Source organism: Thalassobacter sp. HA4-2, assembly GCF_055693705.1.
The window spans coordinates 2,434,678-2,453,373 of sequence record NZ_JBVFUK010000001.1 but is presented as its reverse complement, the minus strand read 5'-3'; the positions used below and the strand labels follow the sequence as shown (position 1 = coordinate 2,453,373).

19 protein-coding genes and 2 pseudogenes are annotated in these 18,696 nt (G+C 62.7%); all 21 read left to right on the top strand.

Annotated features, from left to right (window positions below):
• Positions 1 to 4 precede the first annotated feature (4 nt).
• The 21 genes and pseudogenes from nuoE (at position 5) to ACZ1G0_RS12240 (ending at position 18,689) form a co-directional block, all read left to right on the top strand.
• Positions 5 to 1,102 (top strand): NADH-quinone oxidoreductase subunit NuoE, encoded by a 1,098-nt coding sequence (gene nuoE, locus ACZ1G0_RS12340; protein WP_472737208.1) that lies wholly within the window; start codon positions 5 to 7, stop codon positions 1,100 to 1,102.
• Positions 1,103 to 1,132: 30 nt separating this feature from the next.
• Entirely contained in the window at positions 1,133 to 1,831 is a 699-nt protein-coding gene (locus ACZ1G0_RS12335; protein ID WP_472737207.1) for an NADH:ubiquinone oxidoreductase, read from the top strand.
• A complete protein-coding gene (locus ACZ1G0_RS12330; RefSeq protein WP_472737206.1) occupies positions 1,831 to 2,055 on the top strand; it encodes a DUF5337 family protein in 225 nt (74 codons plus the stop codon). Before ACZ1G0_RS12335 ends, ACZ1G0_RS12330 begins: the two co-directional genes overlap by 1 nt.
• A 6-nt stretch (positions 2,056 to 2,061) precedes the next feature.
• Positions 2,062 to 3,360 (top strand): NADH-quinone oxidoreductase subunit NuoF, encoded by a 1,299-nt coding sequence (nuoF, locus tag ACZ1G0_RS12325; protein ID WP_472737205.1) that lies wholly within the window; start codon positions 2,062 to 2,064, stop codon positions 3,358 to 3,360.
• Entirely contained in the window at positions 3,357 to 3,767 is a 411-nt protein-coding gene (locus tag ACZ1G0_RS12320; protein WP_472737204.1) for an MAPEG family protein, read from the top strand. The genes nuoF and ACZ1G0_RS12320 overlap by 4 nt, the downstream gene beginning before the upstream one ends.
• Complete coding sequence (locus tag ACZ1G0_RS12315) at positions 3,764 to 4,171, top strand: DUF5333 family protein (protein ID WP_472737203.1); 408 nt, start codon at positions 3,764 to 3,766, stop codon at positions 4,169 to 4,171. The genes ACZ1G0_RS12320 and ACZ1G0_RS12315 overlap by 4 nt, the downstream gene beginning before the upstream one ends.
• On the top strand, positions 4,168 to 4,539 hold the full coding sequence (locus ACZ1G0_RS12310) for a hypothetical protein (protein WP_472737202.1): 372 nt from the start codon (positions 4,168 to 4,170) through the stop codon (positions 4,537 to 4,539). Before ACZ1G0_RS12315 ends, ACZ1G0_RS12310 begins: the two co-directional genes overlap by 4 nt.
• Positions 4,540 to 4,604: 65 nt before the next feature.
• Positions 4,605 to 6,584, top strand: a complete 1,980-nt coding sequence (nuoG, locus tag ACZ1G0_RS12305) for an NADH-quinone oxidoreductase subunit NuoG (RefSeq protein ID WP_472737810.1) — start codon at positions 4,605 to 4,607, stop codon at positions 6,582 to 6,584.
• A 3-nt stretch (positions 6,585 to 6,587) separates the two neighbouring features.
• Positions 6,588 to 6,986 carry a hypothetical protein gene (locus ACZ1G0_RS12300; protein ID WP_472737201.1) on the top strand — a complete coding sequence of 133 codons (399 nt, stop codon included), beginning with the start codon at positions 6,588 to 6,590 and terminating at the stop codon, positions 6,984 to 6,986.
• Positions 6,987 to 7,001: 15 nt separating this feature from the next.
• A pseudogene (gene nuoH, locus ACZ1G0_RS12295) lies at positions 7,002 to 8,038 on the top strand (NADH-quinone oxidoreductase subunit NuoH).
• Between the two features lies 1 nt (position 8,039).
• A complete protein-coding gene (nuoI, locus tag ACZ1G0_RS12290) occupies positions 8,040 to 8,534 on the top strand; it encodes an NADH-quinone oxidoreductase subunit NuoI (protein ID WP_472737200.1) in 495 nt (164 codons plus the stop codon).
• Entirely contained in the window at positions 8,531 to 8,938 is a 408-nt protein-coding gene (locus ACZ1G0_RS12285) for a carboxymuconolactone decarboxylase family protein (protein ID WP_472737199.1), read from the top strand. The genes nuoI and ACZ1G0_RS12285 overlap by 4 nt, the downstream gene beginning before the upstream one ends.
• Positions 8,935 to 9,549: an NADH-quinone oxidoreductase subunit J gene (locus ACZ1G0_RS12280; protein ID WP_472737198.1), complete on the top strand. Its 615-nt coding sequence runs from the start codon at positions 8,935 to 8,937 to the stop codon at positions 9,547 to 9,549. The genes ACZ1G0_RS12285 and ACZ1G0_RS12280 overlap by 4 nt, the downstream gene beginning before the upstream one ends.
• Before the next feature lie 2 nt (positions 9,550 to 9,551).
• Complete coding sequence (locus tag ACZ1G0_RS12275) at positions 9,552 to 10,007, top strand: hypothetical protein (RefSeq protein WP_472737197.1); 456 nt, start codon at positions 9,552 to 9,554, stop codon at positions 10,005 to 10,007.
• A gap of 96 nt (positions 10,008 to 10,103) precedes the next feature.
• Positions 10,104 to 10,409, top strand: coding sequence for an NADH-quinone oxidoreductase subunit NuoK (nuoK, locus tag ACZ1G0_RS12270; RefSeq protein ID WP_472737196.1), 306 nt, complete (start codon positions 10,104 to 10,106; stop codon positions 10,407 to 10,409).
• A 4-nt stretch (positions 10,410 to 10,413) separates the two neighbouring features.
• A pseudogene (gene nuoL / locus ACZ1G0_RS12265) lies at positions 10,414 to 12,500 on the top strand (NADH-quinone oxidoreductase subunit L).
• Positions 12,500 to 14,044 (top strand): NADH-quinone oxidoreductase subunit M, encoded by a 1,545-nt coding sequence (locus tag ACZ1G0_RS12260; RefSeq protein ID WP_472737195.1) that lies wholly within the window; start codon positions 12,500 to 12,502, stop codon positions 14,042 to 14,044. The pseudogene nuoL and the gene ACZ1G0_RS12260 overlap by 1 nt, the downstream one beginning before the upstream one ends.
• Positions 14,045 to 14,056: 12 nt before the next feature.
• Positions 14,057 to 15,493, top strand: coding sequence for an NADH-quinone oxidoreductase subunit NuoN (nuoN, locus tag ACZ1G0_RS12255; protein ID WP_472737194.1), 1,437 nt, complete (start codon positions 14,057 to 14,059; stop codon positions 15,491 to 15,493).
• Complete coding sequence (locus ACZ1G0_RS12250) at positions 15,494 to 16,228, top strand: biotin--[acetyl-CoA-carboxylase] ligase (protein ID WP_472737193.1); 735 nt, start codon at positions 15,494 to 15,496, stop codon at positions 16,226 to 16,228.
• A gap of 11 nt (positions 16,229 to 16,239) precedes the next feature.
• Positions 16,240 to 17,016: a type III pantothenate kinase gene (locus ACZ1G0_RS12245; protein ID WP_472737192.1), complete on the top strand. Its 777-nt coding sequence runs from the start codon at positions 16,240 to 16,242 to the stop codon at positions 17,014 to 17,016.
• Complete coding sequence (locus tag ACZ1G0_RS12240; protein ID WP_472737191.1) at positions 17,016 to 18,689, top strand: ribonuclease J; 1,674 nt, start codon at positions 17,016 to 17,018, stop codon at positions 18,687 to 18,689. Before ACZ1G0_RS12245 ends, ACZ1G0_RS12240 begins: the two co-directional genes overlap by 1 nt.
• The last annotated feature ends 7 nt before the right edge of the window (positions 18,690 to 18,696 follow it).

The window sequence follows — 18,696 nt, the reverse complement described above, 5'->3', positions numbered from 1 at the left end:
CGATATGCTCCGCCGCCTCCACAAAGACCAACCCGACAGCTTTGCCTTCACGCCCGCCAACCAGGCCTGGGCCGAGGGGCAGATTGCCAAGTACCCCGAGGGGCGGCAGGCCTCTGCCATCATTCCGCTGCTCTGGCGCGCGCAAGAACAGGAGGGCTGGTTGACCCGGCCCGCCATCGAATACGTGGCAAGCATGCTGGACATGGCCTACATCCGCGCGCTCGAGGTGGCCACGTTCTACTTCATGTTCCAGCTGCAGCCCGTGGGCAGCGTTGCGCATATTCAGGTCTGCGGCACCCTGTCGTGCATGATCTGCGGGGCCGAGGATCTGATTGCCGTGTGCAAGGACAAGATCGCGGCCCAGCCCCATGTGCTGTCCGAGGATGGCAAGCTGTCTTGGGAAGAGGTGGAGTGTCTGGGGTCCTGTTCCAACGCGCCCATGGCCCAGATCGGCAAGGACTACTACGAGGATCTGACCGCCGAGGGGTTTGGCAAGATCCTTGATCAGTTGCGCGCGGGCGAGGTGCCCACACCGGGCCCCCAAAACGGCCGCTATGCCGCGGAACCCTTGGGCGGTTTGACCAGCCTGAAGGAATACGACGCGGGCAAGCCGACCTACAACGCGTCGGTGCAGCTGGCCAAGGATATCGGGGACACGGTAAAGCGGATCGACGGGACCGAAGTGCCCCTGTTGACCCCGTGGATTGCCGGGTCGAAGCCCGCCGCGAACACGGGCGCGAAACCCGCCGCGAAACCCGCTGCCAAGCCTGACCCCAAGCCTGCCGCGACACCCGCCGCAGCGCCCGCGAGCGAAGGCACCAAGCCCGAGGCGCTGACCGAGGCGCGCGGCGGCCAGCCGGATGATCTGAAGCTGATCAAGGGCATCGGCCCCAAGCTGGAAAAGCTGTGCCATTCGCTGGGCTTCTACCACTTTGACCAGATCGCCAAGTGGACCGCCGACGAGGTGGCGTGGGTGGATCAGAACCTCGAAGGGTTCAAGGGCCGCGTGACCCGGGACACTTGGGTGGAGCAGGCCAAGACCCTCGCCGCCGGTGGGGAGACAGAGTTCGCGACCCGTGCTAAAAAGGGGGACGTCTACTAGGGACGTCAACTGAATATGGGGAGTGATCCGATGAACAATAACCAAAGCAGTGCCTTTTGCACTGTCGTCTGCTGGGGGATAGCCGCGCTGTTTGGCGCCGTGATCCTTGTGATGTTGATGTCCCTTGGGGGCTGGACCTTTTTGCAGGCGGTGTTCATGGCGTTTCTCGGGTTCGCCCTGTTGGGCGTGGTGTTGACCGTGATGGTCTGTCGCCCGCTGACACCCCTGTCCGAGGTGCAGCCGATCAACGCGCCCGCGCCCAAGGCCGAAGCGCCCAAAGCAGAAGCACCCAAGGCGGCGGCGCCTGCTGCTGCGGCACCGGTTGCGGCCGCGCCTGTGGCCGAGGCCCCCGCCGCACCGCCACCTGCGCCTGTTGCAGCCCCTGAACCGGCTGCGGAAACGCCTGCCGCGCCTGCGGCCGAACCTGCCCCCGAACCTGAGGGCGAGGGCACCCGCCCCGAGGCGTTGGAGGCCGCGCGCGATGGCAAGGCCGATGACCTGAAGCTGATCAAGGGCGTGGGGCCAAAGCTGGAAAAGCTGTGCAACAGCCTTGGGTTCTACCATTTCGACCAGATCGCAGGCTGGAGTGCCGACGAGGTGGCCTGGGTGGATCAGAACCTTGAGGGATTCAAGGGGCGTGTGACCCGTGACGAATGGGTCGCACAGGCCAAGATCCTCGCCGCCGGTGGCGAGACGGAGTTTTCGAAGAAGTCCGGTAAGAAGGGCTGATGAACAAGCGCGCCCCCGACCCACAGGCCAAACAGGGCCAACTGATCGCCATTGTGATTGTCGCCACGATGCTGATCTGGATGGGGGCGCAGTATTTCGGCAGCACAGGGGCGATTACGACCCGCTACCTGTTGCTGATCGACATGGCGGCACTCGCGGCGTTCGCTTGGGCGCTGATTATAGGATTTGGCATCTGGCGCACGCGCCAGCGCAATGAGGACTGAACGACCATGCTGCAAGATCAGGACCGGATCTTTACGAACATCTACGGGATGCACGACCGCACTCTGGCCGGCGCGCAGGCGCGGGGCCATTGGGATGGCACCAAGGACCTGATCGGTCTGGGCCGCGACAAGATCGTCGAGATCATGAAGGCCTCTGGCCTGCGGGGCCGAGGTGGCGCCGGGTTTCCCACGGGTCTGAAGTGGTCCTTCATGCCCAAGGAAAGCGATGGGCGTCCGTCCTATCTGGTGGTCAACGCCGACGAATCCGAGCCGGGCACCTGCAAGGACCGGGAGATCATGCGCCATGATCCCCACACCCTGATCGAAGGGTGCCTGATCGCGTCCTTCGCCATGCAGGCGCACGCGTGCTACATCTACATTCGCGGCGAATACATCCGCGAGAAAGAGGCGCTGCAGGCTGCGATTGACGAGGCCTATGCCGCCGGTCTGGTGGGCAAGAACGCCTGCAAGTCGGGTTGGGATTTCGACATCTACCTGCACCACGGCGCGGGCGCCTATATCTGCGGCGAAGAGACCGCGCTGCTCGAAAGCCTTGAGGGCAAGAAGGGGATGCCGCGGATGAAGCCGCCGTTCCCGGCGGGCGCGGGGCTCTATGGCTGTCCGACCACGGTGAACAATGTGGAATCCATCGCCGTTGTGCCCACGATCCTGCGGCGCGGGGCCGATTGGTTCAGCCAGTTTGGTCGCCCCAACAACGCGGGCACCAAGCTGTTTGCGATCTCTGGCCATGTGAACCGGCCTTGTGTGGTCGAAGAGGCCATGAGCATCTCTTTTGAAGAGTTGATCGAGCGGCACTGCGGCGGCATCCGGGGCGGTTGGGACAACCTGCTGGCCGTGATCCCCGGCGGGTCGTCTGTGCCCTGCGTGCGCGGCGAGAACATGCAGGACGCGATCATGGATTTCGACTACCTGCGCAATGATCTGGGGTCTGGGCTTGGCACGGCGGCGGTGATCGTGATGGACAAGTCCACCGACATCATCAAGGCGATCTGGCGTCTGTCCAAGTTCTACAAGCACGAATCCTGCGGCCAGTGCACCCCCTGCCGCGAGGGCACGGGCTGGATGATGCGCGTGATGGACCGTCTGGTGCGCGGCGAGGCCGACGAGGCCGAGATCGACATGCTGTGGGACGTGACCAAACAGGTCGAGGGTCACACGATCTGCGCCCTTGGGGACGCGGCGGCGTGGCCGATACAGGGGCTTATCCGCAACTTCCGCCCCGAGATCGAGGAACGGATCAAGGCCCAGAAGGCCGGGCGTACCATCCCTGTGGCGGCTGAATGATCGACGCAGACGCATATGGCCACGCCCTTGCGGCGGTGGCGCTGTATGGGTTGCTGATCCTTGTGTTGGGGCTGACCTCGACGCGCGGTCGCACGCCCGACGCGCGCGCGGAATGTGGCAAGCCCAAGCGCGACTATGCCAACCGCTGGTACCGGTCGGAACGGGCGTTCGCCAATGCCGTGGACAATGCAGGACCCTTCATGGGCGCGACCCTTGTGGCGGTGCTGGTGGGGGCGTCACCCATGGCGGTGAACGTGCTGGCCTCTGTGTTTCTGGTGGCGCGTCTGGCCATGGCCTATGTGCATATCGCCACAGTGAACGAGGGCGCGCGGTCGGCCTGTTTCGCAGTGGGCATGTTTGCCTGCCTCGGGTTGATCGGTGTTGCGGTCACGGGGGCGATCCTATGATCCGCGCCATCTTGATCCCCGCGTTGATCTTTGCTGCGTCCTGCCTGCCCGCATTGGCCGAGGACAAGGTGCCCGCGCCCGACTACTTTGTCGAAACGGTGATGGAAACGACCACGGCCCAGACCCTTGCGGTGCATTGTGATGCCCTGTCGATCAATCCGCCCCGGATCATGGAACGGACCGAGGATGTGTTGGTTCGTCTCACAGAAGATGGGTTTACCCCCGACAACTTGGAGGCACGCATGATCGACCCGGCCCCGCAGATGGCGCAGATGCAGGCGGATTTCATGGCCAAGCATGATCTGGCCGATGGGTCCGAGCAAGCGGTGGTCTGCGCCGCGGGCCGCGCCGAAATGGCGGCTGGGACGGCCATTGGGGCCCTGCTGATCGAGGTGACAGAATGATCCGTTTGACTGCCGCTCTTGGCCTATGCCTGATCGTGTCCGCCTGTGGCACGGGGCAGGGCTTGTTTGGCACCAGCCTGGGCGCGGGCCTGCGGTCCGATCGCGTCACCTTTGCCGACATCTATTTCCGCGCGCGCCTGCAAGCGGACCGTGACGACCGCCGGGCCTTTACCGTGACCGTGCGACAGGCCAGCCAGAACATCCCCGCCGCCCTGGAGGCCGGGCGGTTCGAGGCCACCAAGTATTGCATCGGGGCCTACGGCGCATCCGATACGGACTGGACCACCGGCCCCGACCAAGACCCGGAGGCCGTGACGGTCGCCGATGACGACACACTGACCCTTGCGGGCCGCTGCACGAAGCGGTAGCGCCCCCTCGGGACCGAATGACCACCGCCGGGACAGACCCCGGCACGACCAAGTGGAGAGACGCGATGAGCGACCTGCGCAAGATCATGATCGACGGGCACGAAGTGGAAGTGCCCGGCGCGATGACCCTGATCCAAGCCTGCGAAGAGGCGGGGATCGAGGTGCCTCGGTTCTGTTATCACGAACGCCTGTCCATCGCGGGCAACTGCCGCATGTGTCTGGTCGAGGTGGTGGGCGGCCCGCCGAAACCCGCCGCCAGCTGCGCGATGCAGGTCAAGGACCTGCGCCCGGGTCCCGAAGGGCAGCCGCCTGTGGTCAAGACGAACTCCCCCATGGTCAAGAAGGCCCGCGAGGGGGTGATGGAGTTTTTGCTGATCAACCACCCGCTGGACTGCCCGATCTGCGATCAGGGCGGCGAATGTGACCTGCAGGACCAGGCCATGGCCTACGGGGTGGACTTCAGCCGCTTCCGCGAGCCCAAGCGCGCCACGGTCGATCTGGACCTTGGCCCCTTGGTCGAGACCCATATGACCCGCTGCATTTCCTGCACCCGCTGCGTGCGCTTCACGACCGAGGTCGCGGGCATCACCCAGATGGGCCAAACGGGACGCGGCGAAGACGCCGAAATCACGTCCTATCTGGGCGAGACGCTGAATTCCAACCTGCAGGGCAACATCATTGACCTGTGCCCCGTGGGGGCGCTGGTCAGCAAACCCTATGCCTTTACCGCGCGGCCTTGGGAATTGACCAAGACCGAAAGCATCGACGTGATGGACGCGCTTGGGTCCAACATCCGGGTGGACACCAAGGGGCGCGAAGTCATGCGCTTCCTGCCCCGCAACCACGATGGCGTGAACGAGGAATGGATTTCCGACAAGACGCGGTTCGTGTGGGATGGCCTGCGCCGCCAGCGTCTGGATAAACCGTACGTCCGCGAAAACGGCAAGTTGCGGCCTTCCACGTGGCCCGAGGCGCTTGGTCTGGCGGCCAAGGCCCTGTCCGGGGCCAAGGCCCCCATGGGTCTGATCGGTGATCTGGCCCCGGTCGAGGCGGTCTATGCCCTGAAACAGTTGATCGAAGGGCAGGGCGGTTCTGTGGAATGTCGCACCGACAACGCCCGCCTGCCTGCGGGCAACCGCGCGGCCTATGTGGGCACCGCCACCATCGAGGATATCGAGGATGCCAAGACCATCCTGTTGGTGGGCAGCAACCCCGCGATCGAGGCGCCGGTCCTGAACGCCCGCATCCGCAAGGCGTGGATCAATGGCACCGATGTGTCGCTGGTCGGCCCCGCGGCGGATCTGACCTATGACCACACCCATCTGGGCACGGATCGTGCGGCGCTGGCCAAGGCCGGTTCATTCGATCTGGTGATCGTCGGCCAAGGGGCCCTGCGCGAGGCGGATGGGCTGGCGGTGCTGGCCAAGGCGCAATCCCTGGGAGCCAAGATGTTGGTCCTGCATTCCGCGGCAGCGCGGGTCGGGGCCATGGATGTGGATGCCACCACCCAAGGCGGTATGGCCGCCATGGACGGGGCAGACGTGATCTATTCCCTGGGCGCGGACGAGGTCGAAATCGCCCCCGGTGCGTTCGTGATCTACCAAGGGTCCCACGGGGACCGGGGCGCGCACCGGGCCGATGTGATCCTGCCCGCCGCCGCCTATACCGAGGAAAACGGCCTGTTCGTGAACACCGAAGGCCGGCCGCAACTGGCCATGCGCGCAGGCTTTGCCCCCGGCGAGGCCAAGGAAAACTGGGCGATCCTGCGGGCGCTGTCAGGCGAAATGGGCACGGCCCTGCCCTTCGACAGCCTTGCTGCCCTGCGCACCGCGTTGATCAAGGCGCACCCCCATCTGGCCCGCATTGACGAGGTGCCCGCCAACGAGGGGGAGGCCCTGGCCCAAGACACCCTTGGCACCGCAGACTTCCTGCCGACGATCAAGGATTTTTACCTGACCAACCCCATCGCCCGCGCAAGCCAGCTGATGGCGGAGCTGTCCGCCAACGCGCGCGCCCGGGCCGAGACGCCCTTGGCGGCGGAGTAAATCATGGGACGGGGGCGCCACGTGGCGCTTGCCGGGGTGTTGGTTCTGACCGCCTGCACCCCGACGCCCCCGCCCGCAACGCAAGACTACTTCCAGCCCGTCTACATGGGGTTGGACACAAGACTACTGGACGACGACCTGGTGAATTTCATCGTACAAATGCAAGGGGCCCGCACCAATGCGGATGTGGCCGATTACGCCGAATGCGCCGCTGCGCAATACGCGCGGATCCGGGGCTACGGCTTTGCGCGGCATGTGCGCACACAGGTATACAATGAGGGTGGCGTTTGGACGGGGGATGCGGTTTACACCATCTCGCCAGACCTGCCCCGTGGGCTACGAACGATCGACGCCGAAGTCACGCTCGCCCACTGCATCGAACAAGGCATACCGACGGTATAGGGACGCGACACGACCATGGCCGATTTTTTGAACACACCCGGGGGCATCGCCCTGATCATCCTAGCGCAAGTGCTGGGCGTGGTTGCATTTGTGATGATCTCCTTGATTTTCCTGGTTTATGGGGACCGCAAGATCTGGGCTGCGGTCCAGATGCGGCGCGGCCCCAACGTGGTGGGGCCCTGGGGTCTGCTGCAGATTATCGCGGATTTCCTGAAATACGTGTTCAAGGAAATCGTGATCCCGGCAGGCGCCGACCGCACGGTGTTCATGCTGGCCCCGATGCTGGCATTTGTTCTGGCGCTGATTTCCTGGGCGGTGATTCCGTTCAACGAAGGCTGGGCTGTCGCCGACATCAACGTCGCCGTGCTCTATATCTTCGCCATCGGCAGCCTTGAGGTTTACGGCGTGATCATGGGCGGCTGGGCGTCGAACTCGAAATACCCCTTCCTCGGCTCCCTGCGGTCAGCGGCACAGATGATTTCCTACGAAGTGTCCATCGGGTTGATCATCATCGGGGTGATCATCTCGGCGGGGTCCCTGAACTTCGGCCAGATCGTGGCCGCGCAGGACACGGGCTATGGCATCTTTGGCTGGTTCTGGCTGGCGCACTTCCCCATGGTGTTCCTGTTCTTCATCAGCGCCTTGGCTGAAACCAACCGCCCCCCTTCGACCTGCCCGAGGCGGAGTCGGAACTGGTGGCGGGCTACCAGGTCGAATACTCCTCTACCCCGTTCCTGCTGTTCATGGCTGGGGAATACCTTGCCATCTTCCTGATGTGCGCCCTGATGACCCTGCTGTTCTTTGGCGGCTGGCTGTCGCCCATCCCCGGCGTGGCCGATGGGCCATGGTGGATGGTGCTGAAGATGGCGTTCTTCTTCTTCCTGTTTGCGATGGTGAAGGCCATCGTGCCCCGCTACCGCTACGACCAACTGATGCGCATCGGCTGGAAAGTCTTCCTGCCCCTGTCGCTGGCCTGGGTCGTGATCGTAGCATTCCTTGCCAAATTCGAAGTGTTCGGGGCCTTCTGGGCCCGGTTCGCGATGGGAGCGTAATATGAGCCAGATCGACTACGGACGCGCGGTTAAGTATTTCTTTCTGCAGGATATCTGGCAGGGCTTCAAATTGGGGATGAAGTATTTCTTTGCCCCCAAGGCGACGGTGAACTACCCCCACGAAAAGGGGCCCTTGTCGCCACGGTTTCGGGGCGAACATGCCCTGCGCCGCTATCCCAATGGCGAGGAACGCTGCATCGCGTGCAAGCTGTGCGAGGCTGTGTGCCCCGCGCAGGCCATCACCATTGATGCAGAACCGCGCGAGGACGGCAGCCGCCGTACAACGCGCTATGATATCGACATGACCAAGTGCATCTATTGCGGGTTCTGCCAAGAGGCCTGCCCCGTGGACGCCATCGTCGAAGGCCCCAATTTCGAATTCGCCACCGAGACCCGCGAAGAGCTGTTCTACGACAAGGACAAACTGCTCGACAACGGGGAGCGGTGGGAGGCGCAGATCGCCAAAAACCTAGAGATGGACGCGCCCTACCGATGATTGATCCCAAGAACCCCTTTGCGGCCTTTCTGGAACAATCCCAGGCCATGGCCAAGGCGATGAACCCGGCGCTAGAGCATTTCACGCCCCAAGGGTTTGAAAAACTCTGGCCCACCATGCCCGCCGAAATGATGGAGGCGACCTTGGGCAAGGGGGCCAGCCCCGAGGGGTTGGACGCCAAGACCAAGCTGCTTTTGACCTTGGCCGGTCTGACCATCCACGGCGCGCAGGCCGAGGCGCAGGTGCGTCTGACCGTGCGTCATCTGCGCGAGGCCGGGGCCAGTCATCAAGAGATCGCCGAGTGCATTGGCATGATGGCGATGTTTGGCGGTGTGCCCGCCATGAACAAAGCGATGGAGCTTGCGACCCAAGTTCTGGACGAACCGGACGGAGAGGCGACATGACACTCGCAGAAATCACCTTCTATTTCTTTTCGATCATCGTTGTGACCGCCGGGTTGTTTGTCGTGGTGGCGCGCAACCCCGTCCATTCGGTCCTGTGGTTGATCCTGACGTTCCTGTCCACGGCGGGCCTGTTTGTCCTGTTGGGGGCAGAGTTTGTGGCGATGCTGTTGATCATCGTCTACGTGGGCGCGGTGGCGGTGCTGTTCCTGTTCGTGGTGATGATGCTGGACATCGACTTCGAGGCGTTGAAGGCTGAAATGGCCCGCTACATCCCGTTGGCCGGATTGATCGGCGTGGTTCTGTTGATGCAACTGTCCATGGCCTTTGGGGTCTGGCAGGTCACGGATGGGCTGACCGTTGCGGCCAACCTGGGCGAGATCCAGCCCGGCGAGGTCGAGAACACCGCCGCCTTGGGTTTGGTGTTGTACGACGATTACTTCCTGCTGTTCCAACTTTCGGGCCTGATCCTGCTGGTGGCGATGATCGGTGCGATCGTGCTGACCCTGCGCCACCGGTCCGACGTCAAGCGCCAGAACGTGATGCAACAGATGTGGCGCGACCCGGCCAGGACGATGGAAATCAAGGACGTCAAACCGGGGCAGGGGCTGTAGCCGTGATCCGATGCGCGCTCATATCCCTTGCGGTGGCCTCTCCGGCCTCGGCCCTGACGCTGGAGGCGTGCAATCGCACGACCCATGTGTCCCATGGGGGCGAGGCGATGCACCGTGATTTGGGCGGGTCCCACGTGGCTTGGGTCGAGTGGTGGAGCCAGGAGGGCGTCTACACCGACCTCAAGGTGGCCCATTGCGAAACCGGTGCCGTTCTGACCAGCCGTCTGCGCGAAGAGAATATCAAGGACCGCCTGTTTGACCGGATCGACGCAGGCCGCGCGGTGTTTGATCGCCATGCCCGCCGGGCGCCGGCCCTGTTTTCCCTTGCCGCCCTTGCCGATGATCTGGCGACGGTGGGCGAGGACACCCGTATCGAGACCGTGGATCAGCAGCCCTGTGGCTGTGCCGCGGCCTATCCAGACCTGCGGGGGGCTCAGACGCCCTTCGCTTTGAACTAAGCGCATTCAAATTTTCTGTACGAAAATTTGGGCGCACGCAATAACCGGGCCTCAAGGGTCCAAAGACGATGGGGCAACCGCCCCGGAGGGACGACAATGATCGGACTGGAACACTACCTGACAGTGGCAGCCGCCCTGTTTGTGATCGGGATTTTCGGACTGTTTTTGAACCGAAAGAACGTGATCATCATTCTGATGAGCATCGAGCTGATGCTGCTGGCGGTAAATATCAACCTTGTCGCCTTTTCGGCCTTTCTGGGGGACCTGACGGGGCAGGTGTTTACCTTGTTCGTCCTGACCGTTGCCGCCGCCGAGGCCGCGATTGGCCTTGCCATCCTCGTCTGTTTCTTCCGCAACCGTGGCACCATCGCGGTTGAAGACGTCAACGTGATGAAGGGCTGATCACATGGAAATCCTCATCCTCTTTTTGCCCCTCGTCTGCGCGCTGATTTGTGGGTTCGGCTGGAAATTCATCGGTGAAACCGCCGCCATGTGGGTCGCCACGGGGGGGCTGTTCGTTGCGGCCTTTCTGTCGTGGATCGTGTTCCTGACCCATGACGGCGTGACCGAGACGACCAACATCCTGCGCTGGATTGAAAGCGGCAGCCTGTCCACGGATTGGGCCATTCGCATGGACCGCCTGACGGCCACCATGCTGATCGTGATCACCACGGTGTCGGCCCTCGTGCATCTGTATTCCTTCGGCTACATGGATCACGACCCCCAGTGGAAAGAGGGCGAGACCTACAAGCCGCGCTTCTTTGCCTACCTGTCGTTCTTCACCTTTGCGATGCTGATGCTGGTGACCTCTGACAACCTTGTGCAGATGTTCTTCGGCTGGGAAGGGGTGGGCGTCGCGTCCTACCTTTTGATCGGGTTCTACTGGAAAAACCAAGCGCCAGCGCGGCGGCCATGAAGGCGTTTATCGTCAACCGTGTGGGCGACTTTGGCTTTGCCCTTGGCATCTTCGGGCTGTTCCTGCTGACCGACAGCATCAACTTCGACGATATCTTTGCCGCCGCCCCCACGATTGCAGAGACCGAGATCACCTTCCTATGGACCACGTGGAACGCGGCGAACCTGATTGCCTTCCTGCTGTTCGTGGGGGCCATGGGCAAATCGGCGCAATTGTTCCTGCACACCTGGCTGCCCGACGCGATGGAGGGGCCCACGCCCGTGTCCGCCCTGATCCACGCCGCGACCATGGTGACGGCGGGCGTTTTCCTTGTGTGCCGGATGTCGCCGCTGATGGAATTTGCCGATGCGGCCATGGCCTTTGTGGTCTTCCTTGGGGCGACCACGGCCTTCTTTGCCGCCACGGTGGGTCTGGTGCAGAACGATATCAAACGCGTCATTGCCTATTCGACCTGTTCCCAGCTGGGTTATATGTTCGTGGCGGCGGGCCTCGGCGTCTATTCGGTCGCCATGTTCCACCTGCTGACCCATGCGTTTTTCAAGGCGATGCTGTTCCTTGGGGCAGGGTCGGTGATCCACGCGATGCACCATGAACAAGACATGCGGAACTATGGTGGCTTGCGCAAAAAGATCCCCTACACGTTCTGGGCGATGATGATCGGCACGCTGGCGATTACGGGTGTAGGCATCCCGCTGCTGTATGTGGGCTTCCCCGTGGGGTTTGCCGGGTTTGTGTCCAAGGATGCGATCATCGAAAGCGCGTATGCGGGCACCGCTGGCGGCTATGCCTTCTGGATGCTGGTGGTCGCGGCGTTGATGACCAGTTTCTACAGCTGGCGTCTGATGTTCCTGACCTTCTACGGCGAGGCGCGGGGCAACAAACACACCCACGATCACGCCCATGAATCCCCGGCCGTGATGACCGTTCCGTTGGCCGTTCTGGCCGTGGGCGCGATCTTCTCGGGCATGGTGTTTTACGGCGGCTTCTTCGGCAGTCAGGAAAAGGTGGACAAGTACTTCGGCATCTCGCACGCCGAACAACACGCCGTCACACCCATCGGACTTGTGGCCCCGGCCTATGCCGCGGGCGACGATCACGCCTATGACCGTCCGGTCCAAATCCCGGGCGAGGGCGCGATCTACGTGGGCGAGGGCAACACCCTGATCGACGACGCCCACAAGGTGCCGGTCTGGGTCAAGCTGGCCCCCTTTGTGGCCATGGTCCTTGGGTTCCTTGGCGCATGGGTCGCCTACATCAAATCCCCGCATCTGCCGGGCGTCTGGGCCGAGAACCTGCGCCCCCTGTATCTGTTCCTGCTGAACAAATGGTACTTTGACGAGGTCTACGACATCCTGTTCGTCCGCTCCTCCAAGGCCATCGGTCGTTTCCTTTGGAAAAAGGGCGATACGGCAGTGATTGACGGTGGGATCAACGGGTTGGCCATGGGGGTCATCCCCTTCTTCACCCGCCTCGCCGGACGGGTCCAGTCCGGTTACATCTACACTTATGCCTTTGCCATGGTCATCGGGATCGTGGTGCTTATCACCTACATGACGCTCGTCGGAGGGGCGAACTAATGGAAAGCAATCTTCTCTCCATCGTGACGTTCGCGCCCATGGTTGCGGCGCTGATCATGGCGCTGTTCCTGCGCGGCGACGACGCTGCGGCCCAAAAGAACGCCAAGTGGCTGGCCTTTGGGGCGACCTCGATCACCTTCCTGATCTCGTTGTTCCTGCTGGCGGGCTTCGACCCCAGCAACACCGGCTTTCAGTTCGTGGAAGAGCGCGAGTGGCTGTTGGGCCTGAACTACAAGATGGGCGTGGACGGCATTTCGATCCTGTTCATCATGCTGACGACCTTCCTGATGCCGCTGGTGATTGCCGCGTGCTGGGATGTGACGCACCGGGTCAAGGACTACATGATCGCGCTTTTGATCCTTGAAACGCTGATGATCGGCGTCTTCTCGGCGCTGGACCTGATCCTGTTCTACCTGTTCTTCGAGGCTGGTCTGATCCCGATGTTCCTGATCATTGGCATCTGGGGCGGGGCGAACCGCATTTATGCGTCGTTCAAGTTCTTCCTGTATACCCTGTTGGGGTCTGTCCTGATGCTGGTGGCCATGGTGGCCATGTATCTGGACGCGGGCACCACGGATATCCCGACGCTGATGGCCCATAACTTCAGCACGGACAGCGTGTCGGTTCTGGGCTTCAGCATCATTGGCGGGATGCAGACGCTGCTGTGGTTCGCCTTCTTCGCGTCCTTTGCGGTAAAAATGCCCATGTGGCCGGTGCACACTTGGTTGCCCGATGCCCACGTGCAGGCCCCCACCGCCGGATCGGTGGTTCTGGCGGCCATCCTGCTGAAGATGGGGGGCTATGGGTTCCTGCGGTTCTCGCTGCCCATGTTCCCTGTTGCGTCCGACCTGTTGGCCCCGCTTGTGATGTGGCTGTCGGTGATTGCGATTGTCTACACGTCTTTGGTCGCGCTGATGCAGGAAGACATGAAGAAACTGATCGCCTACAGTTCGGTCGCCCACATGGGGTATGTCACCGCCGGTATCTTTGCCGCCAACCAACAGGGCATTGACGGTGCGATTTTCCAGATGATCAGCCACGGCTTTGTCTCGGGCGCGTTGTTCCTATGTGTGGGCGTGATCTACGACCGGATGCACACCCGCGAGATTGACGCCTACGGGGGCCTTGTGAACCGCATGCCGGCCTATGCGGCGGTGTTCATGTTGTTCACCATGGCCAACGTCGGTCTGCCGGGCACCTCTGGGTTTGTGGGCGAATTCCTTGTGCTGATGGGCCTGTTCCAAGTGAACACGTGGATTGCGGCCATCGCCACCACGGGTGTGATCCTGTCGGCGGCCTATGCCCTGTGGCTATATCGCCGGGTGGTTTGGGGCGACCTGATCAAGGAGAGCCTGAAATCCATCACCGACATGACCCGCCGGGAACGTGCGATCTTTGCGCCACTGGTCATCGCCACACTGGTGCTGGGCGTCTACCCCGCCCCCATTCTTGATATCATCGGGCCCTCGGTCGAGGCGCTCGTGAACCAATACACCCTAGCCGTTGCAGACAGCCCCTTGGCTGTGATGCACGCAGCCCATTAAGGAGCCGGTCCGATGCAAGCAGGCGACCTCTCTGTCATTATGCCCGAAATCATCCTGTCGCTTTGGGCGATGGGCGCGCTGTTGGTGGCGGTCTACACGTCCAAGGACGGGTTAGCGGGCACGCTTTTGTGGGCCACGGCGGCCCTGTTCACCGGATTGGCCTTCTGGATCGGCGTGTCCGGGTCGGGCACCAGCGTGGCGTTCAACGGCATGTTCGTGGACGACGCCTTTGCCCGCTTTGCCAAGGTGGTGATCCTGCTGTCGGCGGCGGCGATCCTGATCCTGTCCCAAGACTACATGACCAAGAACGGCATCCTGAAATTCGAATATCCCCTGCTGATCGCGCTGGCCGTGGTGGGGATGATGATGATGGTTTCTGCCGGGGATCTGATGTCCCTGTACATGGGGCTAGAGCTGCAATCCCTCGCACTTTACGTCGTGGCGTCCTTGCGCCGGGACAGCACTCGGTCCACCGAAGCGGGGCTGAAGTACTTTGTGCTGGGCGCGCTGTCCTCGGGCCTGCTGCTTTATGGCGCGTCTCTGACCTATGGCTTCGCGGGCACAACCAACTTTGCAGGCATCATCGCAGCCGCCGAGGGGGAGATCGGCCTAGGCCTGCTGTTCGGTCTGGTCTTCATGTCCGCCGGTCTGGCGTTCAAGGTCTCGGCTGCGCCGTTCCACATGTGGACCCCTGACGTTTACGAAGGGTCGCCCACGCCGATCACGGCCTTCTTTGCCACGGCCCCCAAGGTCGCGGCCATGGGCCTGTTCGCCCGCGTCGTGCACGATGCCTTTGGCGGTGTGGTCGGGGACTGGCAACAGATCGTGGCCCTGCTGTCTGTGGTGTCCATGTTCCTTGGGGCTATTGCGGCCATTGGCCAAAAGGACATCAAACGTCTGATGGCCTATTCCTCCATTGCGCATATGGGCTTCGCGCTGATGGGGCTGGCCGCCGGTACGGCGGGCGGTGTGCAGGCGATGCTGATCTACATGGCGATCTACGTGACCATGAACATCGGCACCTTTGCCTTCATCCTGTGCATGACCCGCAACGGCGAAGAAGTGACAGAGATCTCGTCCCTCAACATGCTGTCCAAATCCAACCCCACGGCGGCCCTGTGCATGCTGGTCCTGATGTTCAGCCTTGCGGGCATCCCGCCCATGGTCGGCTTCTTCGGCAAGCTGTACGTGCTGCAAGCGGCGGTGGACGCGGGCCTTGTCTGGCTGGCCGTGCTTGGGGTGATCGCGTCTGTGATCGGGGCGTTCTACTACCTGCGCATCGTCTTCTTCATGTACTTCGGGTCCGATGGTGACCCGTTGGACAACGTGATGCCGACGGTGCAATGGGCCGTCATGGCGGTGTGTGCTGCGGCCATGGTGCTGGGCGTTGTGAACCTGTTCGGGATCGAGGGCATGGCCGCCATCGCGTCCGAGGCGTTGGTCCGCTAGATGATGGCTTGGCCCGTGGGTGTGGACCGCGTGGTCCTGCCCACCATCGACAGCACGTCCCAAGAGGCCGCGCGCCGTGCGCCGCAGATCGCAGGGCCGACCTGGATTTGTGCGCTGGATCAGACCGCAGGCAAGGGCAGGCGGGGCAGGGCGTGGTCCACGCCCCCGGGCAATTTCGCCGCTTCTCTGGTGTACCGTCCCCATGGGGACATGGCGGGCTTCGCCCTGCGCAGTTTCATTGCCGCCCTTGCCCTGCACGATGCCTTTGTCACCGTGACGGGCCGAACCCATGGCTTCGCGCTCAAATGGCCCAATGATGTGCTGCTGAACGGTGGCAAGGTCGCGGGCATCCTGTTGGAAACCGGGCCGGCGGGGACGCTGATCATCGGGATCGGCGTCAACCTTGCCGCCGCCCCCGCAAGGGGCGAGGTAGAGGCAGGCGCGCTGCCCCCCGTCGCCCTGTCGGACATCGGCGCGCAGGTCACGCCCGAGGATTTCCTCGACGCCCTTGCCCCCGCCTTTGCCCACTACGAAGGGCAGTTTACCACCCAAGGCTTTGCCCCCATCCGCACTGCCTGGCTGGCCCGGGCCGCCAAACTGGGCGAGGTCATCACCGCCCGCACCATGCGCGACACCCATCGCGGCACGTTCCAAGATGTAGACGAACAGGGCAATCTGGTGCTACGCACCGCCCAAGGCCCGCAGGTCATCACTGCGGGCGATGTGTTTTTCTAAGGGGGCCGGGGATGCTTTTGGCCATGGACTGCGGCAACACGAACACCGTGTTTTCGATCTGGGATGGGGCGACCCTGATCGGGCAATGGCGCACGTCCACCCGTCACCAGCGCACGGCGGACGAGTATTTCGTCTGGCTGAACACCCTGATTGACCTCAGCGGGATCAAGGCCACAATCACCGATGCCATCATCTCCTCTACTGTGCCGCGCGTGGTGTTCAACCTGCGCGTGCTGTGCGACCGTTACTTTGACTGCCGCCCGCTGGTGGTGGGCAAACCGGGCTGTGCCCTGCCGGTCGAGGTCCGCGTGGACCCCGGCACCGCCGTGGGCCCGGACCGCCTTGTGAACACGGTTGCCGGGTTTGATCGCCACGGGGGCGACCTGATCGTGGTGGACTTTGGCACCGCGACGACCTTTGACGTGGTGGACCACGATGGCGCCTATATCGGCGGCGTGATTGCCCCGGGCGTCAACCTGTCCCTAGAGGCGCTGCACCGCGCCGCCGCCGCCTTGCCCCACGTGGACATCAGCCAGCCCAGCAAGATCATCGGCACCAATACGGTGGCCTGTATGCAGTCTGGCGTATTCTGGGGCTATGTGGGATTGATCAAGGAAATCACCGCCCAGATCCGGGCCGAGCATGGCCGCCCGATGCGCGTCATCGCCACAGGGGGCCTCGCGCCGTTGTTCCAAGCGGCAGAGGCGCTATTTGACCATTTTGAAGAAGACCTGACCATTCACGGGCTGACCGTGATCCACGCCTACAACCGAGTACTGGAAACCTGATGCCTAATGACCGCCTGATCTACCTGCCCCTTGGTGGAGCCGGGGAAATCGGAATGAATGCCTACCTCTATGGCTATGGCCCCGAGGGGAAAGAGCGTTTCATCCTGGTGGACATCGGGATCGCCTTCCCGGACATGGACAGCACGCCCGGGGTGGATGTGATCCTGCCTGATGTGTCCTGGCTGGCCGACCGCGCCGACCGGCTGGACGCCGTGTTCATCACCCACGCCCACGAGGACCACGTGGGCGGCATCGGCCACATGTACCGCCACCTTGGCGCGCCTGTGTACTGCCGCCCCTTCACCGCCAACATCGCGCGGCGCAAGATGCAGGAACAGGGCCAGGACCCCAAGAACGTGAATGTTGTCGAAACCTACCCCGAAACGGTGCAGGCCGGCCCCTTCACGGTCAGTTTCCTGCCCATCAGCCACTCCATCCCCGAAAGCGGCAGCCTGATCATCGACAGCCCCGAGGGCCGCGTGATCCACACGGGCGATTTCAAGTTGGACGAAAACCCCGTGGTGGGCGAGGCGTTCGATCCAGACCTATGGGCCGAAGTGTCCAAGTCGGGTGTCCGCGCGCTGGTCTGTGACAGTACCAATGTGTTCAGCCCCCATGCGGGCCGGTCCGAGATCACCGTGGGCCCCGAGATTACCAAGCTGATCGCGGAACAACCCGGCATGGTCGTGGCCACCACCTTTGCTTCCAACATCGCGCGGCTGAAAACCATCGCAGAGGCGGGGCATGCTGCGGGCCGCTCTATCGTTCTGCTGGGCCGCGCCATGAAGCGTATGACCGAGGCCGCCATCCAAGAGGGGATCCTGACGGATTTCCCCGCCGTGGTCTCGCCAGAGGATGCCAAGAACATCCCGCGCGAAAACCTGCTGGTGCTGGCCACGGGATCCCAGGGCGAACGCCGCGCCGCCAGCGCACAGCTGTCCCGGGGCAAGTTTCTGGGGATCGAGTTGAAAGAAGGCGATACCTTCCTGTTCTCGTCCAAGACCATTCCGGGCAATGAAAAGGGCGTTGCCCAGATCATGAACAACTTTTCGGAAATGGGGGTGGACGTGGTGACCGATGCCGATGGCCTTTACCATGTCTCCGGCCACGCCAACCGGCCTGATCTGGAAAAGATTACCGAGATTGTGAACCCGCAACTGGTTGTCCCCATGCACGGCGAACACCGCCACCTGCGCGAACACACCAAGCTGGCCAATGCCAATGGCCGTGTGGGTGTTCTGGCGCCCAATGGCACCATGGTCGACCTGTCCGGCAATGCCCCCACGGTGGTGGGCCATGTGGACACAGGCCGCGTTTATCTGGATGGCGCGGCCCATGTGGGGCAGTTCGACGGCGTGGTCCGCGATCGCTTGAAGATGGCCCTGAACGGTCACGTGGTCGTGGCCGTGGTGGTGGAAGACGACGACGAGGTGCTGGAGGACGCGTGGGTCGATCTGCGCGGCCTGGCCGAAAAGGGCAAACGCGGCGCGCCCATGGTTGATCTGATCGAGGAAGAATTGGCAGAGGCTTTGGGCCGTGTGACCCGCAAGATCGCGCGGGATGACGACAAGATCGAGGAAACCGTCAAGCGTCACGTCCGGATGGTCTGCAACGAGCAGCTGGGCAAAAAGCCCGAAGTCACCGTTTTGGTCACGCGCCTGATTGCCGAATAGGGCCCTT